This window comes from Nostoc sp. UHCC 0302, assembly GCF_038096175.1.
GTDB lineage: Bacteria > Cyanobacteriota > Cyanobacteriia > Cyanobacteriales > Nostocaceae > UHCC-0302.
This window is the reverse complement of the sequence record NZ_CP151099.1, coordinates 5,228,623-5,249,890: the sequence shown is the minus strand read 5'-3', so window position 1 is coordinate 5,249,890 and position 21,268 is coordinate 5,228,623. Positions and strand designations below refer to the sequence as shown.

Genomic DNA, 21,268 nt, shown 5'->3' with positions numbered 1-21,268 from the left:
TTCTATTACTATTAGTTCCTCTGTAAATATATTTGAATTTTTCCAGAAAAATATATTGTATAAAGTTACATATCATAAGGAATATTTTTTATATTAACAAGAAAATATAGTTTTGATTCAGCTATTTTAAATTACCCAACAAAAAGTTGGGTAGTCATGCAAAACCTCTAAAAATCTCTAAAAAACAAGCTACAGATGTCATCAGATAAATTACCTAACAAGTTGGGTTGACTGTTGGGTTTGGTAATTAGTTATTCTGCAAAGTATCCGAAAAGTAAAGATTTTAAGAAGTTGGCTCTCATCCAATGCAAGCTTGATAACTTTACTAACTTCCGGGTTCTTAATACCTTACTACAAAATCAGTAAACCATTAGGAGACATCAAATGACAAGCTCAATCAACTCAACCCCCAAATTTTCCCTTTCCCAGAAGCATGGAATGAGCAAGTTAGAAAAACCATCTAAAAATAATCAAAGTTTATTTAAGGTGGCACAAAAGGCATCTGTCTTTTGCCATCTAGTAGGTGGAGTAATGTCGCTAGTAACTCAGCAATACGCTATTTTGCCGCTTTCTCTGAGCTTTATACTGATACATCAAGCCAACCATCGCCGCTTGGAGTTGTTACAGGCGACTGAGCAAAAACAGCAAACTGCAATTATAGAGATGCAGCAAGGCTATGTTGAGCTAGAAAATCAGTTACAGCAATTAACTACCACTGTGAAACAGCCAGAAGATAACTCACGAAAGTATCTAACTAAAACGCATTTAACGCCTATTATTGGAAAACTTAATCAAATACAGCGTCAGCAAAAGGCTGTAGAACTAATAGGACAGGAGGAGTCCAAACAAATACAGCAGCAGCTACAAGGTCTAAATGAGCGTACTACTCGCAACTCAGAGCAATTAACCAAAGTCCAGTATCAGCTAAATTCAAATCGTAAAGAAACTCCAGCAACCGAATCAACTTATGTACAACCGAATGAGCGTGTAGCAATATTTATTGATGCAGCCAATATTTATCATGCTGCTACCCAACGAGGTTTCAAGATTGATTATGCAAAACTGCTTTCAGTATTAGCAGACAAGTCTAAGGTTACTGGTACTTATTTTTATACAGCAGTAGACCCAGCTAACAAAGAACAACAGCGTTTTCTGTCAAAAATACGACGGTTAGGATTTAAAGTTGTTAGTAAAGAAATTGTGCGGCGCAGGGATGGTTCAATGAAAGGAAATCTGGATCAAGAGCTAACCTTGGGTTTAGTCAAGTATTTAATCAATACCTACGATACAGCAATTCTAGTTTCTGGCGATGGAGATTTTATTTCTGCGGTGAAGGACATCCAAGGCAATGGAAAGCGTCTTGAAGTTGCAAGTTTTCGTTCTGATACCAGCGCGGCTTTAATCAAGGTTGCAGATTCCTACCTAGACTTAGAAACTGTTCAAGATCAGATTTTTTAGTTAATACCATTTCATGAAACATCTGCTTAGGAAACTCTTAAGAGTTTGATGCTGTTCTTTGTCACCCCGTTGGGTCTCAGGAGTAAGTTCATGAATCAAATAGGACTGCTACAGGAGGCGTTGCTGATTTTAGGAAGAAAATTATCTGATAGTTATGTTGATATAATTCATCCCCCTATTCAGCAACGCCTACCATCTTGAAATTTAACCCTCAGCACTCATAACTCACACTGCTTCGGTGTTCTTTTCCCCAGTGCGAATCCGAATTACCTGCTCAACAGGCGAGATGAAAATTTTACCATCGCCGATTTCACCAGTGCGAGCAGCAGCGATAACTTTGTCTACTACCATATCAACTTGACCGTCCTCAACTACAATTTCCACTTTAAGTTTTTGCAGAAACTCAACGGTGTATTCTGAACCTCGATACCGTTCAGTTTGACCTTTTTGCCTTCCAAAACCCCGGACTTCAGAAACGGTCATGCCCACAATACCAGCATTGACCAAAGCAATTTTCACTTCATCCAGCTTAAATGGACGGATAATTGCTTCTACTTTTTTCATTTTCTCGACTCCTTTGTACTAATACCTTCGTTTATCTATCTAATCAGAGATCCGCTCTCTACCGCTTTAATAAGCAACGCCATCCCAAAACATATGTAATAATTACCACTTTTTTTTAACTTGTAAATACCTTACCTGAGCAGTTCTAATATCATAAGCAGTAAAGATGGACTAAGTTTATAAATCCTTGATATTTCTAAGATGAGAGGTTTAACTTCGAAATCCGTAATTATTAATGTTTTTTTTGTTACCTAAAAAATAAATAAATTCCGCTATTAAGCAGACACGATCGCATATTTCACGAGGACGCTGCAAGAAAAATTGTACGATAGCTCAAAAACTCACTGCTTTTGTGTGTGGGACTCTCAACTAACGATTTTGATGTTCAAACATGGGACGCACAAATAGATACCCAGCGCTAAAGGCGGTAAGCATAATTAATATGATGGCGATAACAAACCACCAGCCACTGAGTTGCTTTGCTTCTGGCTCAGCAGTGGGATAATATCTGACTTCCTGCTCTTCTATAAAAATCGGTTGTGACATTGGGAAATTCATATCCACCATAGGCACAGAGAACTCCTGGCGGCGGTTTTTGCCAGGAGGTACTTTAGTGGCTACAGGTGGACGGGGACGCGGACTTTGCCCAGATGAACGCGCTTCATTTACTGGTGGTTTGACAGTAGGATGGGGAACTTGGCGCTCATCAAAGGTATTACTGGAGTTCACAAACTTTTGTAAGTGTGAGAAAGAGTGAACGACTTTGGTAATTTCTCGCCGGAGTACTTGATTTTCTTGTAATAGCTGCTGATTTTGAGTAGTCAGTGCATCTAACCTTGCCTGTGTTGCTTGCAACTCTACTGACAATTCCCTGTATACAGATAGTGGTACAGAGGGGGGATAGGCTTGAGTAGCCTGTGGTGGCGAATTCCTGTGAACAGAACCTGTGGTTGCTCGCATCGGGGGCTTGGTATTAAAAATTAAAGTTATTAGATTGTACAGAGATGCTAACAGACTATAGTTAGCCCTGAAACTATGCCCAAGAATAATAGAAAAATCCTCAGAGGGCAAAGATTTTTTTGAGAAGGGGAAAGAACTGTTATTTTCGTAAGCAGATGAAGGGGAACGGGAAGAAGGAGTTATTTTCTTAATAAGGGAAAGAAGTGTCCTACAGGCCCTTGCCCTTTACCAATATCTAGGGCGTAACTAAGTGCAGTAGTAACATACTCTTTTGCTTGTTGCACTGCTTCCCACAAGTTTTTTCCCCTCGCCAGATTAGCTGCGATCGCAGCTGATAATGTACAACCAGTACCGTGAGTATTTTTGGTATCTACTAATTTTGTTGTCAAAGTTTCCAACTTCTGCCCATCAAACCAGATATCCACGCCACGCAAATCACCTTCCATACCTCCACCCTTTACTAAAACTGCTTTCACCCCTAGTTCACGATGAATAATTTGGGCAGCGGCTTGCATATCGTCCAAGGAATGAATCTGTAAACCAGTCAAAATCTGTGCCTCATAACGATTTGGCGTCACAATAGCCGCTTTAGGGATAAGGGCATGGCACAGAGTCTTCACAGCGTCATCGTCAATTAACTGCGCTCCTGTGCGTGATACCATCACCGGGTCTACCACTAAGTTATCGATTTGTAAAGCTTCTACCTGCTGAGCAACAGCAAAGATAATTTCCTGGTTGAGTAACATTCCGGTTTTCGCAGCTTGGAGGCCAATATCCTCAACTACTGCCTGAATTTGCGCCACCACAGCCTCTGTTGGCATAGCATCAACCCGCGCCACTCCCAGAGTGTTTTGTGCCGTGACGCAGGTTATAGCGCTTGTACCGTGGACACAATGAAAGGCAAAGGTGCGTAAATCAGCTTGAATTCCCGCGCCACCACCACTATCTGAACCAGCAATGGTTAAAGCAACAGGCACTCTGGATATTGTTTTGGCGTTCATAAGTTGAAGATTACTAATCTGAGAAGAACTGTTAACAATTGAACCACAGGCATTACAGTAGAATTCAGGTGGCCGCACCTCGACTGCGCTCGGCGACCACCGAGTGTAGCCGAGGTGAGACAGAAGTCAGGAGTGGAGCCGGAGACGCTCGCGGCTTGGCGTCAGAATTAAATCCGGCTTTGTATATAGCTTTGAAACTTAGACGCTATACTTCATTTACTTCCAAACTGCTGTAAGTAGTAAAGCAATACCAATAATTCGTTTCATAACTGAATTTTGCTCTTAAAAAAGAGCTTTACCGTTATTTTGCTACTAGTATCGCTACACGGAATTCGTAATTCGTAACGATGCTCCGCCCCGCTACGCTAACGTAATACTTCGGCTACGCTCAGTACAAGTTCGTAATTACGTTTTCACAAAGGTTTTAGGTATTCTCAATGGATGGTTTATTTACGCCGTGCTGTACTAGTTATGACTATAAAATCTGTTTAAATATATAAAAAATTTCAACTTTTTGAGCTATTCACATTTTTAATATTTTATTTTTTATCTCGTGCATTCGACTTCGTTGAATGCACGAGCTTTTTACATAGTATTCACTAGCACGAAAATTTTTAAGCAAGAAGTCTAGCTCATATTAAACAAAGACTACTATTTACTGATTTTGTTCCTTTCGTAAACTTTGCAATGTTCTTTGCAAATATTTACCCCATTCTGCTGCTAAAGGAATTTCTGTAAACGGAACACGCACCGAGTTAGCAGCTTCAGAAAATATAAATTCTAATTCAATCGCCCGACCTTTTTCTGGTGGTGCTTCTATATCTACTGGCTTATCATCTATTAAAAGGCGAGCTTGTTCAACATCAAGCAAAGAAAATGTTTCTAGCTTAATTGGGCCTTTTGGGGTGGGTTTTCCCCAAGTAATATTGTTATCTTTTTGACCCAATACTGAATAAATATCATACTTAGCGCGTTCAAATTGCTCTGCCCAAGCGCGATAGGCTTCGACTTTTTGATACTCTTTCGAGCCTTGCCAAGCCAACCAAAAAAACATTACTAACAAAGGTAACCACAAAAGACCACGTTCCATCGATTAAACAGTCCTAAACCCTGAGAGAAAGTTAACTAAAATGCAAAATACACCAATAATTAACACAGATAAGTTATGGTAGTGAACAAACTGGCAAAAAGCTGTGATGAGTTAGTATGAAAAAACTTATATTATTGTGCTTGTTTGTCGTTGGGTTAGTAGCTGCAATCTTTGGTTTCCTAAATTTCCAGGGATTGGCAACTAAAGGCGAGTTTGAGACGATTTTGCTTGATTTTCGGGAAGATATTCCGGCTTCGGTTGTGCAGCAGGAACTGCAAGCGATCGCTCAACAATACAACGTTACACCCCAATTAGACAACAAGTTTTCTGCGAATGATCATGTTTATATTATTAAAGGCGATCGCAAGCGACTCAAAGAACTGAAAAAATCTCCATTCGCCAAAGTTACAGAATTTATTGAGCCAAATTACATCTATAGAATTCCTAATCCTGGTAAAACCGCGTGGTTAGGAGAATTTTTAAGCCCACAAGAGGATGATGATGTAAATCCTTCATTAAAAGGGCCTAATGACCAATATTATAGCAAGCAGTGGAACCTCCACAAAATCGGCGTTGAAGGCGCATGGAGTCAAACCAAAGGTAAAGACATCACAGTAGCAGTAATTGACACTGGCGTTACTCGCGTCCGTGACTTGTATGAGACAAAATTCGTCAAAGGCTACGACTTCGTTAACGACAAAGAAGAAGCCACAGACGACAACGGACACGGTACTCATGTTGCTGGAACTATTGCCCAATCGACAAATAACAAATATGGTGTAGCGGGAATTGCCTACGAAGCCAATCTCATGCCGCTGAAGGTACTTAATGCTTATGGTGGCGGTACAGTTGCCGATATTGCCGAAGCGATTAAATTTGCTGCTGATAAAGGCGCAGATGTAATTAATATGAGCTTGGGCGGCATTGGTGAAAGCCAGTTAATGAAGCAAGCGATCGAGTATGCTCATAGAAAAGGTGTAGCGATCGTTGCCGCAGCGGGGAACGAAAACACTAATGGAGCAAGCTATCCTGCCCGCTATCCTTACGTAATCGGCGTTTCGGCATTTGGCCCAGATGGAGAAAAAGCCCCTTATTCTAACTTTGGTGCTGGGGTAGATATCTCTGCTCCTGGTGGTAGCGATGCTGGTAAGATTCTGCAAGAAACCATCAACGAACAAGGCGAAGGCGTATTTCTTGGCTTCCAGGGTACAAGTATGGCTGCCCCCCACGTTGCAGGCGTTGCAGCATTAATCAAAGCCACTGGCATCAAAGAACCAGATGAAGTTTTAAAAGTCCTTAAGCAGTCGGCACGAGTTATCCAGGATGATGGTCTCAACTATTATGGTGCTGGACAACTCAACGCAGAAGCAGCAGTAAAACTGGGCTTCGAGGGACAAATCACTTTCCAAGATTTCTTCCGTTGGTTAAGAGATAGCGGCTATCTTAACCCAGGCTTTTGGATTGATGGCGGTGTAGTGGCACTATTACCCAAGCTTTTAATGGTAGTTGGTTCCTATTTGCTAGCTTGGTTTTTACGTGTTTACTTTCCCTTCTCTTGGAGTTGGTCTTTATCCAGTGGCTTAATTGCTGGTAGTTCTGGATTATTCTTCCTCAAAGGAATCTATATCTTTGACCTTCCCCAGTGGCCTTTCCGAGTTTTAGGTAGTTCAATTCCTGAACTAGGCAATGCTCTTCAGGGAACTGATGCTTTAAATCCCCTGTTTGCCAGCGTACTAATTCCTATTGTGTTAATGGCATTACTACTAGGAAATTCTAGTTGGAAATGGTTTGCCATTGGTTCAACCCTTGGTGTAGCCGCGTGCTTAACAGTAAGTGCGTTTTACGACCCAGCAGTTTGGGGATTAGGAAGTAGTAACATGGCACGCATCTTCCTCATTGCCAATGCCCTACTTTGTTATGGGCTTGCTCGTTTAGCACTGCAAAACGACAAGCAAACAGCATAAAAGGTTACTGGGTACTGGTATTGGGCATTAAGAGTACTAAGTGCTGTTAGCGGAAGCGGGGCGTTTAGCCCGTGCTGAGTTAAGAGTAAGTTATTTCTCCCCCTGCCCAGTCCCCAGTCCCCAGCGATGCACTGAGTTTCGACTACTTCGGCTCCCTTCCCTACGGGACGCTACGCGTAGCTTGCTTCCCGGGAGGGGTACGGCTACGCTCAGGGCAAGACGCTCAGCACAAGTTCGTGGAAATCGAGCGCGAGATTCAACTACCGCTTGTCGTAAAGCCTGCGGCACAGCTACGCTTAAGGCGCAGCCTCTCGTAGAGAAGTGTCCCCATTACCCACTCCCCAATCCCCATCATTATGAGCATTACACTTACAGGTACAATCGAACGCCGAAACATTGGTATCGGCGCATGGGCATTAGTCACAGATGAGGGTGATACTTACGAAATCCTCAGAGGTGCTGACAAAAACTTACTCAAAGCTGGACAAAAAGCCAAAGTTAAAGGACAGGTGCGTGAAGATATCATGACAACTGCCATGATTGGCCCTGTCCTAGAAGTTAAATCTTTTGAGGTGATTAGTTCTGATTAGCCGTAGAACTCAGAACCTCTTGTAGACGAGTTCTAAACTCTCCTTTGGGATGACCCCCTTTTACTTCACCCACAATCTGAAATTCTGCTTCTGGAGAATCACAGATAATGTAAGTCGGCCATCCCATTTCTGATTTATCAGGATACTGAGTTAGTAAAATCTTGCGATACTTGCGGTAAGCAGCCGTATCCTGCATTTTGACATCGATAAATTCCAAACCCAGTTCCTCTGCCACTTTTTTATCATAAAAGGACATTTTGTGGCAGATGCCGCACTCTTCTGAAGAGAACTTAATTACAGCTAAACTCATGGGCTGGTGACTCTCTGACTTTAGGCAATGCTTAATTTATAGTCTTGGAATTATAACATATTGCTCGAAGACTAACAATGCTGGTTTTGGGCATTGGGGCAGGGCGCAGGGAGCATACTTCTCTACGAGAGACTGCGCCCTAAGCGTAGCTATGCCGCAGGCTTTACGACTCCTTTCGGCTTCTCTGCGACGAGACCAAGGCGTTAACGAAGCTTTCGCTTTATCGATACGCTCAAGGCAAGCCGCTCAGTAACCGGGGGAGGAGGGGAGAGAATAATAACTCCTAACTCCTAACTCTTAACTCAGCACTCTTAATGCCCAATCCCTAGTACCGTCAAAATCTAGAAAAAAGATTAAGAAAGCTAGTTCATATCACAGCAATCATTTTGGAGTGCTAGCTCTGGCTCAGAATATAAGGAAAGCGATTCAGGGAATAGCAGAAGGTGTATCAGCGGTAGGACTCTGCCATTTCAGAAGAAATGGGTACATAGGCAAACGATTTTCTAAAAAAACCCCCAGTCAGTGTTAGCCAACCAGGGGAGTTAGTTATCAGGGTGCATCTACCAATTAAATGTTCTCAGCTTGAAGACAATTTTCCGGATAATTTTCTACAAATGCATTTTTTTCTATAAAATAAAAAAACCCCCAGTAAGTGTTAGCCTACTAGGGGAGTTAGTTATCAGGGTGCATCTACCAATTAAGTGTTCTCAGAACAAGTGGCAACTTCCGGATGAAATGCTAAAAATCAAGTTTTGATGATATCCATCAAAAAAACCCCCAGTGGGTGTTAACCTACTAGGGGAGTGAGTTATCAGGGTGCATCTACTAATAATCTCTTCTGAGAAGAACTACTGTTTTCCGGATGAAATGCTAAAAATCAAGTGTTGATGATATCTACGAAAAAAACCCCCAGTGGGTGTTAGCCTACTAGGGGAGTGAGTTATCAGGGTGCATCTACTAATAATCTCTTCTGAAAAAAAAGAGTAACTCCGGATAAAATTGTCACAATCAAGTTTTGATAGTGAAGCCCACCGAAAAAAACCCCAGTGGGTGTTAGCCTATCTAGGGGAGTGAGTTATCAGGGTGTGTTTACCAGTAAACTGTTCTAGAGTTAATTACCATCCATAGGATAAATTTGGTTAGATGAGACTTATTGCTATTTACTCACCAACGAAAAAACCTTTAATGGATGTTACCCAACTAGAGGGGTTAGTTATCAGTGCATACCTACCAATTGAATGACTAGTGCGCTCCAGTAAAAAATGGGTGTGTCGATCGCTTTTACTGTTTGCCAACAAATAAAAAAACCCCTAGTCGGTGTTAACCTACCAGGGGAGCTAGTTATCAGGGTGCATCTACCAATTAAGTGTTCTAGTCCTAACCACTGTTCTCCGGATAAATTGCCCAGAAAGTTGTTGTGTACAAAAATCCTAGTGGATAGGAACTGAGTGGGGGAGTTGAAGATCAACTTGCATACATCTACCAATCAAGTATTCTTAGGTTAAGCACTATTTCTGCTAAAGAATAACTGCGTCAGAAGTTGCTGTTATTTGCCAAAATTGAAAAAAACCCCCAGTGGATGTTAGCCAACTAGGGGAGTTGAAGATCAAGGTGCATCTACCAGTAAAGTTTTCTCGGTGGAAGCAATCCAATCCGGATAAAGTTGTAAAGGCTCAAAAAGCCAAACAACGCCAAACGACATCGAATCAGAAACATTCAATCACGGGATGCATCTAAGTTATCAGAGGGAGCGAAAAATCGACTTGAAACTTTCGCGTTTCAAACCAGATGTAGGAGGCGGACAGGAGAAGTTGTGACCCAGGAATTTCACATCTCCGTGACCCCTGTAGGGCAGAATGACTACTTGGTGCGGACGGAACAAGTCGCGCCTGGCGTCCCATTGGCAGAAGAACTGGTAACTTGGCCTGTAGCTGATTGGTTAACTGCTGCTGGGCATTTGATGAATGACCCATTGAAGTCAGTGTTGCAGGGAGATCCGTTCGCTTCTGGTGGTCGTGCAAGCGATATTGCCAGAAACTCTGTGAACTTGGTGGCGTTGGGTCAGCAATTTTATAACGCACTGTTTCAAGGCACTCTCAGAGATAGTTGGATTACTGCTCAAGGTATTGCCCAGAACCACCAGCAAGTACTACGCTTACGTTTAGGACTAAAAGATACGAGGTTAGCTCGTCTGCCTTGGGAAGTGATGCACGCTGGCGATCGCCCTCTCGCTACTGGGCCTTATGTCGCTTTTTCTCGTTTCCAAAGTGGAATTTTAGGGGCGTCTCGTTTGCGATCACCAAATATTCCCTCACCGCAGCAAGCAGATAGCGTCAAAGTATTGATGATCATTGCTTCTCCCACAGATCAAGTCCGTCTTGACTTGCTAAAACATGAAGCTATCAAACTGCAAGCTGAACTGCATCGTCAAATTCTCCGACCTGTGGAAATTGGTAATCATATCCCAGAAATTGAACTGACTTTGCTAGACCAACCAGGGCGGGAAGAATTGACACAAGCCCTTGAACAAGGAAGATATCACGTTCTTCATTATTCTGGTCATAGTAATTTAGGCCCCAATGGTGGAGAAATTTATCTTGTTAGTCGGAGAACTGGCTTAACAGAAACTTTGAGTGGCGATGATCTAGCTGGCTTGCTTGTTAATAATAATATTCAAATGGCAGTGTTTAACTCCTGCTTGGGTGCATATACAGCTACATCCAATGCCTCTGAAGATACTGGCGAACGAAACCTCGCAGAAAGTTTAATTAAGCGGGGGCTACGGAGTGTTTTGGCGATGTCAGAACGCATTCCTGATGAAGTGGCAGTAACGCTTACACAATTGTTTTACCGTAATTTAAGTCAGGGATATCCAGTTGATTTGTGCGTGAGTCGAGTCCGCCAAGGATTAATTTCTGCCTATGGTTCTCACCAGACTTACTGGGCATTACCGATTTTATATCTCCAGCCAGAGTTTGACGGTTTATTGAGCCAGGAAATTAGTTTAAGCGAAAGTCCTGAGTTACTCAATCAATACAATTCACCTTTAACAGCAACTGCCAGTTCAATGTACTCTGCTGCTGTAGCAGATCATACTGAGATGCCTTTACCGATTGAGGAAATGATCCCTTCTGGTTTGGCGGGTGATTCTTCTGACTTGGACTGGCTAGGTGAAGACACTTGGGGCGATCTGGTTGATGAAATTGAGTATGATGACCCAAGTTATGCCGAAGATTCTGCTCTTGTTTCGGATTTGTTTCGCCAGCTAGATAACCAACAAATCACAACAGGCCAATCTTCAATGGATGCAGACCTGATGCCACCGATTCGAGACAATAGTCTAGAGAACAGTCAGGTTTCAGGAGAAATGGCTTCCCAGGATGAAGAAGCAGGATTGTGGGGAGAAGACCCAGATAAGATAACTCAAAGAGTTGGGAACTTAGAAAGAAATTGGCAAAATTCCCCTGTTGCTCCACCACCAGTGCCAGCAAAACCTCGTATCACACGCTACCGACTGCGGCCGATTGTTGGTATTGTCGGAATGGGTGCGATCGCTACGTTAATTGCTTTATATTGGTGGCAAAATCGACCACGGCCAACTTTACCTGAAATACCAACAATTTCCGTTCCTAATCAACCTATTCGCAAAGAGCCAATCATAGACTTAGGGACAGCCGCAACTGGAATTGTCACTGCCACTGCTACAGAAAAATTGAGCCAGGGCGACTTACAATCTGGGTTGAAGGCTGTGGAAGAACTATTGAATCGTGGCGCACTTCCTCAAGCTGAAGCTGCTTTGAATCTTATTCCCCAAAATCAAACAGGAGATCCAGTTGTTAACTTTTTGAAGGGGCGGTTAGCGTGGCAGTTTATCCAGACTGGAAATAATAAATATAGTGTTGATGACACGCGACGTTACTGGGAAAATGCTGCCAAAGGTAAACCAGAATCGCTTTTGTACAATAATGCTTTAGGATTTGCCTACTATACAGAAGGCAACCTGATTCGAGCCAATGACTCTTGGTTCAAAGCTTTAAATTTAGCTATCAAACAGCAGAACGCAACTTCTACTTCAGCAGGAGCTAAAAAAGCGGCAGTATCTGAGGATGGTTTAACTTCCTATGCTGGCCTAGCCCTTGGATTGTATAAATCTGCACTGGCTCAACCTGAGAATAAACAAACACAATATATTAATGAAGCCATTAAGTTGCGACAAATGGTAATGATCAATGATCCCGTAGATTTCCAAGTAAATAAATTAACTAAAAATTGGCTGTGGACAGAGAAAGCAATCGGAGATTGGCGATCGCTTCTCCAAGAAAAAAGTGACGAACAATAGATACTTAGGCTGAAAGGGGACAAGGAGGAAATCTAACTCCTGTAGATACGCGATTCATCGCGTATCTACTCAGCACTCTTTGGCTCCTCTGCTTCTAAAAGCGGCAAATTCAAAGTAAAGGTTGAGCCGAGTCCTTCCCCTGGACTCTCTACGTGAACAGTTCCACCGTGCAACTCTACCAAATGACGGACGATCGCAAGTCCTAACCCCAGACCAGTGTAAGTTCTAGTTGTGCTACTATCAGCCTGACGGAAGCGCTCAAAAACATATTTGAGAAAGTCTGGTTTGATACCAATGCCCGTATCACTCACCTGAATTTGAGCATAGCGTTCATTTCTATCAGCCTTGACTTTTAATAGTCGAATTTCTATCCGGCCGTTTTCGGGTGTGAACTTAATTGCATTGGTAAGTAAATTCCAAACAACTTGCTGCAACCGTTCTGGATCACCAGAAACAGTAAAAGGCACAGAAACATCAGACGAAACAGCTAAAAAATCAGAATTACTTTGTTTCTCTCCCTGCCCCTCTGCTCCACCTCGGCTACGCTCGGCGACCACCTGCTCCCCTGCCCCCTGCCCCTCTGCTCCCTGCCCCCCTGCCCCCCTGCTTTCTTCACTGGTTTCAATGAAAAACTCCAAGAGCTGATTTTTCACCTCAGCTTGCAGACGCACAGTATCTACAGCCGCCTCAATCACAGATACTAAATTAACAGGACTAAGATTCAACAATAATTTGCCGCGAATAATGCGTGAAACATCCAAAATATCTTCTATTAGTTGCTGTTGCAGAAGTGCATTGCGTTCAATAGTTGCTAAGGCGCGTGCAGTGGCTTTTTCATCTAATTTGCGATTGCGGAGTAGTTTAGCCCAGCCCAGTATTGAGTTGAGAGGTGTACGGAGTTCGTGAGAAAGGGTGGCTAAAAACTCATCCTTCATGCGGTTTGCTGCTTCTGCTTCCTTAAGCGCTACTTGCTCACGGATTAGTCTAGTATGTTCTTCTTCGGCTTGTTTGCGATCGCTAATGTCTTCTACTGTATTTACATAACCAATGATTTCACCTTGATCCGAAAGCATCGGTGATGAGCGCAAGTTTACCCAACGCACAATTCCGCCTGGGGTGACAATCCGAAATTCACGAGAGTATTCTTTGCCTTCATTAATGCAAATTAGCCAATCAGCAAGTATCTGTTCTTGATCTTCTGGATAAAGCGATCGCCACCACTCTTGTTTTAAACTTTCTTCAGCAGTGATGCCCAAAATATTGTGGTAGCGCGGATTCGTGTATGTACAGTATCCTACAATATCTGTTAAAAAAATACCTACCGGGGAGCTTGCACTTAAAGTCCGAAACTGTTCTTCACTTTTTCTCAGTTGAGCATTTACTGCTGCCAGTTGTACAGTTTGTCGTTCAATTTCCGCTGTTTTTTGATACAAATCAACAAATGCTGTTACCTTAGATTTTAATATTTCTGGCTCTATTGGTTTAAATAAGTAATCTACAGCTCCTAAAGAATACCCTTTAAATACCATTGAGTCGCTAGTACTGAATGCTGTTAAGAAAATTATCGGAGTATAACGCGATCGCTCTCGCTGTCGAATTAAAGTTGCTGTCTCAAATCCGTCCATATCTGGCATTTGAACGTCAAGCAAAATTACAGCAAAATCTTGATGAAGTAAACATTTCAACGCTTGAGCGCCCGATGTTGCCCTGACTAGATTCTGATTGAGGCTTTGTAATATTGCCTCTAAAGCCAGCAGATTTTCTGAATAGTCATCAACTAGCAGGATATTGACTTGTGCATTGGACGCCATACTATAAATATACTTTTTTAAATAAGAAAATACTTTTTAGCTTATGGCTAAATACTTTCTCTCTTTCTCTAGGAGTATTACCACCATCTAAAGTTACAAATTTTAGCTAATTCAATTCTGATTTGTAGTTTAGAGAAGTAGTTCTCACTAGCACAAAGTCTTTGATGCGTAAAGGGCTGTGATTGGAATCTTCCTCTCAAGCTTAAGCTTAATTCTTCTAGTAGAAGAGGTATGTAATGAGAAATGTATATACTGCGATTACCAAGCAATAATTCTACAAGCTTCTAGTTGATATACAGCTAGGAGCTTTTCTTAATTTATGGTCTATTTTTACTTAGAGTATATCTGAAGAATCGGCGGTAACAATTTAACTATACCTTACGATAATTCATAAATAATTCTTATGATAGATGAGATATCAATGCTGTAATCGCTAATATATATTTGTCAGGTGAAAAACTTTTACCAGAATAATAACAATGAATATTCTTGCTTGGATTGTTTTAGGTCTAATTGCTGGTGCTATAGCTAAAGCTATCTACCCTGGACATCAAGGTGGCGGAATACTGGGAACAATCTTGTTAGGAATAATTGGCGCTTTTGTAGGCGGTAGCTTGGGTGTATTTTTCAGTACAGGAAGCTTGTCCCTAGCAGCTCCCAGCTTAAGTATTCCCGGTATTGCAGTAGCTGTTCTTGGTGCGATTGTTGCTGTCTTCTTGTGGAACTTAATAACCCGCCGTAGCACTATTTAATAAATTAAATGCGGGAAGTTATAAAAAACTTCGGGGAACTAATTTGATTATTTCATCCCAGAAAAACAAAAAAATAGCACCTTCATTATTACAGGAAGATGCTATTTTTTTGTTTTAATCAGATTGGGCAGCACTTATTGTCTTAACGGTAGAAGTACTGATACCACTTCGCGCAAATCCTAATACATATAGATTTCTCGTAGGGGCATGAAAATGCCCCTACAAGCGTATTTGTATCATTATTAAAATGAAATGGTATGAGTCAGTTAATCTTCTTGCTCTAGTATAGATTTAGCCTGCAAAAGTTGCTGTTTATGTTCTTCAGTGACAGTAGGATATTGCAGATTTAGGTTTTGTAGTTTGGTACAGATAATATCAGCAACTACTAGGCGTGTAAACCATTTGCGATCGGCAGGAATAATATACCAAGGCGCACATTCGGTACTAGTATGGTTAAAAACTTCTTCATAAGCCCTCATATAATCATCCCAAAAAGCTCTTTCTTTAACATCATTAGCAGAAAATTTCCAATGTTTTTCGGGCGAGTCAATCCTATCTAAAAAGCGTTTTTTTTGCTCTGATTTAGAAACATTGAGAAAAAATTTCAGGATGATGACGCCATTGTTAACCAAATATTTTTCAAAGTTATTAATTTCTTCAAAGCGCTGCTTCCATATCTGATTTCCCTGTGGTAATTGTGGAAGTTGTTGCTTTGCTAGAATTTCTGGATGAACACGAACCACTAACACCTCTTCATAGTATGAGCGGTTAAATATCCCAATTCTTCCCCGTTCTGGTAAAGCCCTCGTTGTCCGCCACAGGTAGTCATGGTCTAACTCTTCGTCGCTCGGCCCCTTAAAACTAAAAACTTGGCATCCTTGAGGGTTGACGCCAGACATCACGTGTTTAATTGTGCTGTCTTTACCAGCTGCATCCATTGCCTGAAAAATAATCAGTAAGGCATTGGTGTTTTGAGCATACAGAATATTTTGGTAATTTGCTAATCGTTCAATATCTGCTTGTAATTTAGTTGCAGCATCAGTTTTTTCATGAAATTGAGTTTTATAAGCTGGATCGTAGTTTTTTCGCAGAGAAATTTTAGAGTTTGGTGGAACAATAAAAGCATCATGATTCATGTAAAATGACCCCAATACGGCAGGTAGATTCAAACAAAATTTAAATCTGCTGATGTCTGATAAGTAGATAGACACCCAAAAATTCAAGTTTGTAGTTGCGCTTTAGCGCTAAAGCGCAACTACAAACCACAAAATATCTTCAGTTGAATTATGTCTACTTACTTGGGTTTTTTAATTAAAAAATTATTCAACATTTCCAACTTAGTGCCTGCACTTATTGTCGCTTCTTTGGCTTTGCTATCGGACGCATTGCCTCACGACCCAGAATAAACATTCCTGTGACACCCAAACTGACAAACCAAACATATTCATACCAGTATTCCCGAACCTGCTCAGATGTACTGAGTTCTGAACGCAACGTATTCACGTAAAGTAGCAGCATTAATATCATTAATGCTCCAAAACCAACAAAGCTTAAGCCAACACAAATCCGTACAGGTCGCAGTTCAAAATCGCTAATATTGTCTAGTTCAATTTTGGCTAGTTCTTTTAAAGTATCATCTGCCAAAGATGAGGTTACTTGTAATTTCTTGCTCAGCTTTGATGGCAAAATCGGTACTATTGCTGCTACAGTTGGGCGGCGTAGAAAAGCCTCAGTGTCTCGCAGCAATTCCAATGGCTTACGGGTAGTAGTTGGTTGAGCAAATTCTATGTTGTCTGTAGGAGGTGGGGCAGCAGCTTTGCCTTCAAAATCCATACACAGCACGCCTCGAAATAACCAGGATATAAATAGCCTAGCGTAATCAGTTGAGGGCTATACAAATGCCAAAATGTAAATATTGAAAGTTATTAAATAAAAATTGTCTTTTATTTTTATAGCGATGTCTGAAGACAAGCCGCTGCACGTTTACGCGCTCAGCTAGTTAAACAGTAGGAGTTTGAAAGCCTCAAAATACAATCAATACAAATGAATTATCACAGATGCTATACCTCAGTAGGAGTTTTCTGCCCGACTGCCGACGTTAGTCGTAGCTTTTTGTATAGCAACGAAGCTACTAAACGATAGGTCTTGCGGACAATATCTAGGGCAAAGTATGGCACTTGTAGCCGCAGTGGGTAGAAGAAGGGAAGGTATAGCCAGTAGTAGGCTTTCTTCAGATGATTCCACTTTAAACAGGGTTCCTGAACAAGAAAGTCTGAAATGTCTACAACTAATCCTCTGCCTTTGTGCATCATCACATTACGACCGTGGATGTCATGGGGATTGAGACCGCGACTACGGGCATAGTATAGAGCTTCATCAATGTCTTGTATGACTTGCTTAGGGATACGTAGGCCACGGTGAATACTGTCGTAGAGGGTTATTCCATACAGCCGTTTCAAGACTAAAAAGTTGTCTTTGGCATAGAAACATTCAGAGAATGCAGAATGAGAACCTAAGCGATGGTAAACTTCTACTTCATCTGTAAAGCCTGGGCGACCTGGGGCGTAAATTTTTATCACTTGGTCGGGGTAGTCGGGGTGGTAAACCACTGCGGCGTAGTTTCCCGTACCGAGAAGTCGCCAAGGTTCAGGAAGATAGTATACTTTGACTGGATTATGGGGGTCGACACTCTCAATTTGGCAGCTAGGAAGTAGTTCTTGATAAATACTTGCGACCAGCTGATTAACGTGCGATTTATCCATATGGGATTAAATATTTTAACAAGTGAGATAAAAAATAAACCACTCCGCCCAAGTCAACTATTGTTCAGGTGTACTGAAAGTTTAGTGTCTGATATTTTGCAGATTTTCAATAGTCAAGAATACTTCATCATCTGCGATTTGGCTATCGTAATCGATATTAATTTGAGTTGGGTAGCCAAGTGTAGGGTCGTATTTTACAGTCAGGTTGTATGCTTTACGGGCGATCGCATCCTTAATAATATTAAAAAGCTTGGGAATTGTATTGTATTTCCGAAATAATTCTATATCTGCTGGTTGACCACTATCGGCATAAGTGATCGAAGTCGTGACACCATTACGTACTTCAATAACCACTGGTGCTGTGGCTTTGGGTAAACAATTGCAATTTCTTTGAAACGTATAACGATAATTAGAGATATTTTGCCGATTCCACAATCGGCGATTAATCCTAAATTTTCCTACGTTTGAACTAGCGATCGCTCGTGTTTGTGATACGTATATAGAAGTTTGAGACATTACTGGTGTGTTCAAACCCAAAGACGCCACTAACATTGCACTAATAGCAAGAGGCAAGCGCATATTAATCCATTCATTATTAACTTCACATCATCACTTCAATCTGCCTCAACCTAATTCCAGAAAGCTCAAATATTTGCAACTTTAAACCCAGGTTAGATTATGATTTTTCTATCTAGTGTATAAAAGTATTTGATGTCATAAACTCAGATCAACAATTGAGATTAAGCTAAGCTTACAAGCATTCAAGTTGGATAAAATCAGGGCTATACTGCTTCGCAGAACCCGTAGGGTAGCCCTTACTACAAGAAAATCATCCTGGAAAAATAAATGAGGATTAGCTTTAGTAGTGCTAATTTGATCTGACCTCTGTTCTGTCACTACCAAACATTGTTATCACAACAATTCAGACATACGCAACCGAGGGAAAGCATCTTATTTCTCAGCAAGAATCGCGTAAATTTCCCGTTTAACTTGCTCTATAAGCTCACGCACCCGATTGATTCGCTCAACATTGCCACTACGAGCAACTTGCACCACAACATTAGCTAATTCTGTTACAGCATTCCGTAACTCCATAAACTCTTGGGGCTTACCTTTCATAAAAGTTTTGAAGGTATCCGCAGGAGAGTCTGAAGTTTCCTGTTGAGTACGTTCTGCTAAGAGTTGTCTACCCTCATCTGTGATTGTGTAAATCCGCTTGCCACCTTCTTGTGCGCTCTTGAGATAACCACCTTCTTCCAGTAACTGGAGTGTTGGATACACTGAGCCAGGACTGAGACGACGAAAACCGCCATAGCGATTTTCCATCTCTTTAATTAGGTCATAACCGTGACTAGGGTGTTCGGATAACAATTCCAACAGAATGAATTTGATGTCACCCCGACGGTTCCGGTGTTCATCTCCCCAGCCACGACCAAACATTTCATTGCCAAAGTGTTTGTCATGATGTCTGCCATGATGCTTGCCATGCTGAAACCGAGAACTAACAAGCAATAAATCATCTTCGCTGATTCCTGCCCATGCAACTGTCGGAAAGCGCAACTGAAAATGTCTAAACATAAATGAATCTCAAATCAACTTTCTCTACTATACGATATATCGCGATATATTTGCGATATATCGCTAATTAATTTAGATGAAGATTTTAGGGTTGAGAATGCAACTCAGTATTAAGATGTGCAGCGAAGAACAAACTGCGATCGCTTCAATCAAGCACAACTGAGTAATAGTATCTGGTAGTAGTAGTAACGCACCTTGAATTGTGGTGGTGCGTTACGCTAAAGCGATAACACGCCACTACTTACTATTCCACTTTCCTCTTAGAGGTAATCTCAAAGCCAATATAAAAGCTGATGCAATTTGACACCCAACTGCTACCTCGGATTAATGCCAAATCTCAGAGAGAAAATGGTAAACAATATTATGTAGATGCCAAGGGTAATCGCCTTCCTAGCGTTACTACAATACTTAATGCTACTAAACCCCAAGCAGACCGTGACAGATTATTGAACTGGAAAGCGCGTGTTGGTGCAGAAGAAGCTACCCGCATTTCTACAAACGCTAGTCGTCGGGGAACGCAAACGCATAAACAAATTGAACGCTACTTGCTTGGTCAAAATCCTGTTTGTCCGGAAGCGAGTCTTCCTTATTGGGAAAGTATCAAGCCAGTTTTACAAGAAATCGACACAGTTAGACTTGTTGAAGGTTCCGTGTTTCATTATGATTTGAGCTATTCGGGCAAAGTTGATTGTATTGCTAGCTATCAAGGCATTCCCTGCGTTTGTGAGTGGAAAACCGCAGACAAACCCAAAGGCTCAATTGAGCATTTATACGAACATCCACTGCAAATTACGGCATATATGGGAGCAATTAACGAGTATTATCGAGATTATGGTATTCAGATAAATCATGCTTTGTTAGTGGTAGCGATTCCAGAGATGCCGGCTGAGATATTTTGGTTTGAATCAGCAGCTATCAAAGACTACTGGGAGCAGTGGGAACAAAGAGTTGCCCAGTATTGGGAACGCAGACCGGTTTGGAGTTAGTTCTGTGGGATTGTAAAATACAGTTGGAGATATGCGATCGCTTGAGACTTTAGAATAATGAATGGAGTTTTGCCTTTACAACATCATTATTTAACGTCAGAACTCGGAAATTTGAGTTTGGAAGACGAAACTTCAAGCTTGGAACACAAAACTCTGAGTGCAGAACATGGAAATTTGAGATAAAAACTCCGAACTTTGAGTTTAAAGCTTAATTGATGAGGTTAATAACTTGAATTTTACTGTTTTGAGGTGAAGCGATGCTTGGGTTGGACTACCCCTACGCAAAAATATTCTAAATTTTCATGAACTTTAACACAAACCCATCTAATTTTCTAATGGTAATAGAGTAATTAACTGAGAAAACCGCGCAAAATCACTTGTGTTATGAGTTAGTAACTGAGGAATTCCATAAACTAGCATCGTGGCAACAATATTTGCATCATGAACTTGCTTACCGCCGCTAAGAATTTCCTCCATGATTGTCAGTAACCTCTCTGTTACCAATAAGTTATCTTCTGCTAAGCGAAAGGAACTAGCAAAATATCTCACATCTGCTACTAAGGATGCCATAGGAATGTCTCCTGTTAAGTCCCCTCGCCTTGTCATTGCTGCTAGATATTCCCGCAAAGTTTGGCGGCTAATCCATATTTCAATGCCTTGTTCTGAAAACGTCTGAAGTCGTTCTGTAGCTTGTACATGAAATGGTGACAAGGCTAAATTTGCATAAACTAAAATATTCGTATCGATGAAGACAGAGCTATTAGTCATTTGCATAGAGTTCTTCTCTACGGAAAGTTAGACTTTCTGAGACTAATCCTACAGGATAGGCGGAGAATTTGAGAGGCGCTTTCTTTTCTTTACTCTCTACTTTCTCTGCCAAAGGCTTTTCATCAATTACTATCACAATTTGATGTTCACCTTCGGGTATATCCAGTGGTATTTGTGCTGTAATTTTGCCATCTTTTGTAACTGTGGCGATTGTTTCTATAGTTTTCATGTTATTTTTCGTTAGGCGTGGGACATGGGGCATGGGGCATTAGTTATTCTCCTACTTCCTTATCTCCCATAGCTATAATTACATATTATCAATTAGTCTGTCCCCT

18 protein-coding genes and 1 pseudogene are annotated in these 21,268 nt (G+C 41.3%); 6 read left to right on the top strand and 13 right to left on the bottom strand.

Annotated elements, in window-relative coordinates:
- Positions 1-384 precede the first annotated feature (384 nt).
- Positions 385-1,458 carry an NYN domain-containing protein gene (locus WKK05_RS22805; protein ID WP_341525353.1) on the top strand — a complete coding sequence of 358 codons (1,074 nt, stop codon included), beginning with the start codon at positions 385-387 and terminating at the stop codon, positions 1,456-1,458.
- A 225-nt stretch (positions 1,459-1,683) separates the two neighbouring features.
- Here WKK05_RS22805 and WKK05_RS22800 read toward each other — a convergent pair whose 3' ends face one another.
- The 4 genes from WKK05_RS22800 to WKK05_RS22785 all read right to left on the bottom strand — a co-directional run bounded on the left by WKK05_RS22800 (position 1,684) and on the right by WKK05_RS22785 (position 5,073).
- Entirely contained in the window at positions 1,684-2,022 is a 339-nt protein-coding gene (locus WKK05_RS22800; RefSeq protein WP_341525352.1) for a P-II family nitrogen regulator, read from the bottom strand.
- A 369-nt stretch (positions 2,023-2,391) separates the two neighbouring features.
- Positions 2,392-2,982 carry a hypothetical protein gene (locus WKK05_RS22795; RefSeq protein ID WP_341525351.1) on the bottom strand — a complete coding sequence of 197 codons (591 nt, stop codon included), beginning with the start codon at positions 2,980-2,982 and terminating at the stop codon, positions 2,392-2,394.
- Between the two features lie 179 nt (positions 2,983-3,161).
- Positions 3,162-3,983, bottom strand: coding sequence for a bifunctional hydroxymethylpyrimidine kinase/phosphomethylpyrimidine kinase (gene thiD, locus WKK05_RS22790; protein WP_341525350.1), 822 nt, complete (start codon positions 3,981-3,983; stop codon positions 3,162-3,164).
- Between the two features lie 655 nt (positions 3,984-4,638).
- Positions 4,639-5,073 (bottom strand): hypothetical protein, encoded by a 435-nt coding sequence (locus tag WKK05_RS22785; RefSeq protein ID WP_341525349.1) that lies wholly within the window; start codon positions 5,071-5,073, stop codon positions 4,639-4,641.
- Positions 5,074-5,189: 116 nt separating this feature from the next.
- On the opposite strand from WKK05_RS22785, the gene WKK05_RS22780 reads away from it, so the two are divergent.
- Together WKK05_RS22780 and WKK05_RS22775 are read left to right on the top strand one after the other, a co-directional pair.
- Positions 5,190-7,037 (top strand): S8 family peptidase, encoded by a 1,848-nt coding sequence (locus WKK05_RS22780; protein WP_341525348.1) that lies wholly within the window; start codon positions 5,190-5,192, stop codon positions 7,035-7,037.
- A gap of 356 nt (positions 7,038-7,393) precedes the next feature.
- The gene (locus tag WKK05_RS22775; protein ID WP_341525347.1) at positions 7,394-7,627 is read left to right on the top strand and encodes a hypothetical protein; all 234 of its coding nucleotides are present in this window, start codon (positions 7,394-7,396) and stop codon (positions 7,625-7,627) included.
- Here WKK05_RS22775 and WKK05_RS22770 read toward each other — a convergent pair.
- Complete coding sequence (locus WKK05_RS22770) at positions 7,614-7,937, bottom strand: thioredoxin family protein (protein ID WP_341525346.1); 324 nt, start codon at positions 7,935-7,937, stop codon at positions 7,614-7,616. The genes WKK05_RS22775 and WKK05_RS22770 overlap by 14 nt on opposite strands.
- Before the next feature lie 1,813 nt (positions 7,938-9,750).
- Here WKK05_RS22770 and hetF point away from each other — a divergent pair.
- The gene (hetF, locus tag WKK05_RS22765; protein WP_341525345.1) at positions 9,751-12,276 is read left to right on the top strand and encodes a cell division protein HetF; all 2,526 of its coding nucleotides are present in this window, start codon (positions 9,751-9,753) and stop codon (positions 12,274-12,276) included.
- A gap of 92 nt (positions 12,277-12,368) precedes the next feature.
- Here the strand turns inward: hetF and WKK05_RS22760 are convergent.
- Positions 12,369-14,087: pseudogene (locus WKK05_RS22760) on the bottom strand (ATP-binding protein); the annotation flags it as partial.
- A gap of 479 nt (positions 14,088-14,566) precedes the next feature.
- On the opposite strand from WKK05_RS22760, the gene WKK05_RS22755 reads away from it, so the two are divergent.
- The gene (locus WKK05_RS22755) at positions 14,567-14,839 is read left to right on the top strand and encodes a GlsB/YeaQ/YmgE family stress response membrane protein (protein WP_341525344.1); all 273 of its coding nucleotides are present in this window, start codon (positions 14,567-14,569) and stop codon (positions 14,837-14,839) included.
- Between the two features lie 266 nt (positions 14,840-15,105).
- On the opposite strand, the gene WKK05_RS22750 is transcribed toward WKK05_RS22755, so the two are convergent.
- The 5 genes from WKK05_RS22750 to WKK05_RS22730 form a co-directional block, all read right to left on the bottom strand.
- Complete coding sequence (locus WKK05_RS22750) at positions 15,106-15,975, bottom strand: polyphosphate kinase 2 family protein (RefSeq protein ID WP_341525343.1); 870 nt, start codon at positions 15,973-15,975, stop codon at positions 15,106-15,108.
- 214 nt (positions 15,976-16,189) lie between these two features.
- Positions 16,190-16,672 carry a hypothetical protein gene (locus tag WKK05_RS22745; protein WP_341525342.1) on the bottom strand — a complete coding sequence of 161 codons (483 nt, stop codon included), beginning with the start codon at positions 16,670-16,672 and terminating at the stop codon, positions 16,190-16,192.
- Between the two features lie 227 nt (positions 16,673-16,899).
- On the bottom strand, positions 16,900-17,601 hold the full coding sequence (locus WKK05_RS22740) for a serine/threonine protein kinase (RefSeq protein ID WP_341525341.1): 702 nt from the start codon (positions 17,599-17,601) through the stop codon (positions 16,900-16,902).
- A gap of 81 nt (positions 17,602-17,682) precedes the next feature.
- A complete protein-coding gene (locus WKK05_RS22735; RefSeq protein WP_341525340.1) occupies positions 17,683-18,180 on the bottom strand; it encodes a DUF6174 domain-containing protein in 498 nt (165 codons plus the stop codon).
- 372 nt (positions 18,181-18,552) lie between these two features.
- Positions 18,553-19,179, bottom strand: coding sequence for a PadR family transcriptional regulator (locus WKK05_RS22730; RefSeq protein WP_341525339.1), 627 nt, complete (start codon positions 19,177-19,179; stop codon positions 18,553-18,555).
- Positions 19,180-19,472: 293 nt separating this feature from the next.
- Here WKK05_RS22730 and WKK05_RS22725 point away from each other — a divergent pair, with 293 nt between their 5' ends.
- Complete coding sequence (locus tag WKK05_RS22725; protein ID WP_341525338.1) at positions 19,473-20,165, top strand: PD-(D/E)XK nuclease family protein; 693 nt, start codon at positions 19,473-19,475, stop codon at positions 20,163-20,165.
- Positions 20,166-20,489: 324 nt separating this feature from the next.
- Here WKK05_RS22725 and WKK05_RS22720 read toward each other — a convergent pair whose 3' ends face one another.
- Both WKK05_RS22720 and WKK05_RS22715 read right to left on the bottom strand, forming a co-directional pair.
- Positions 20,490-20,933: a type II toxin-antitoxin system VapC family toxin gene (locus WKK05_RS22720; RefSeq protein ID WP_341525337.1), complete on the bottom strand. Its 444-nt coding sequence runs from the start codon at positions 20,931-20,933 to the stop codon at positions 20,490-20,492.
- A complete protein-coding gene (locus WKK05_RS22715; RefSeq protein ID WP_341525336.1) occupies positions 20,926-21,162 on the bottom strand; it encodes a hypothetical protein in 237 nt (78 codons plus the stop codon). The genes WKK05_RS22720 and WKK05_RS22715 overlap by 8 nt, the downstream gene beginning before the upstream one ends.
- Positions 21,163-21,268: the final 106 nt, after the last annotated feature.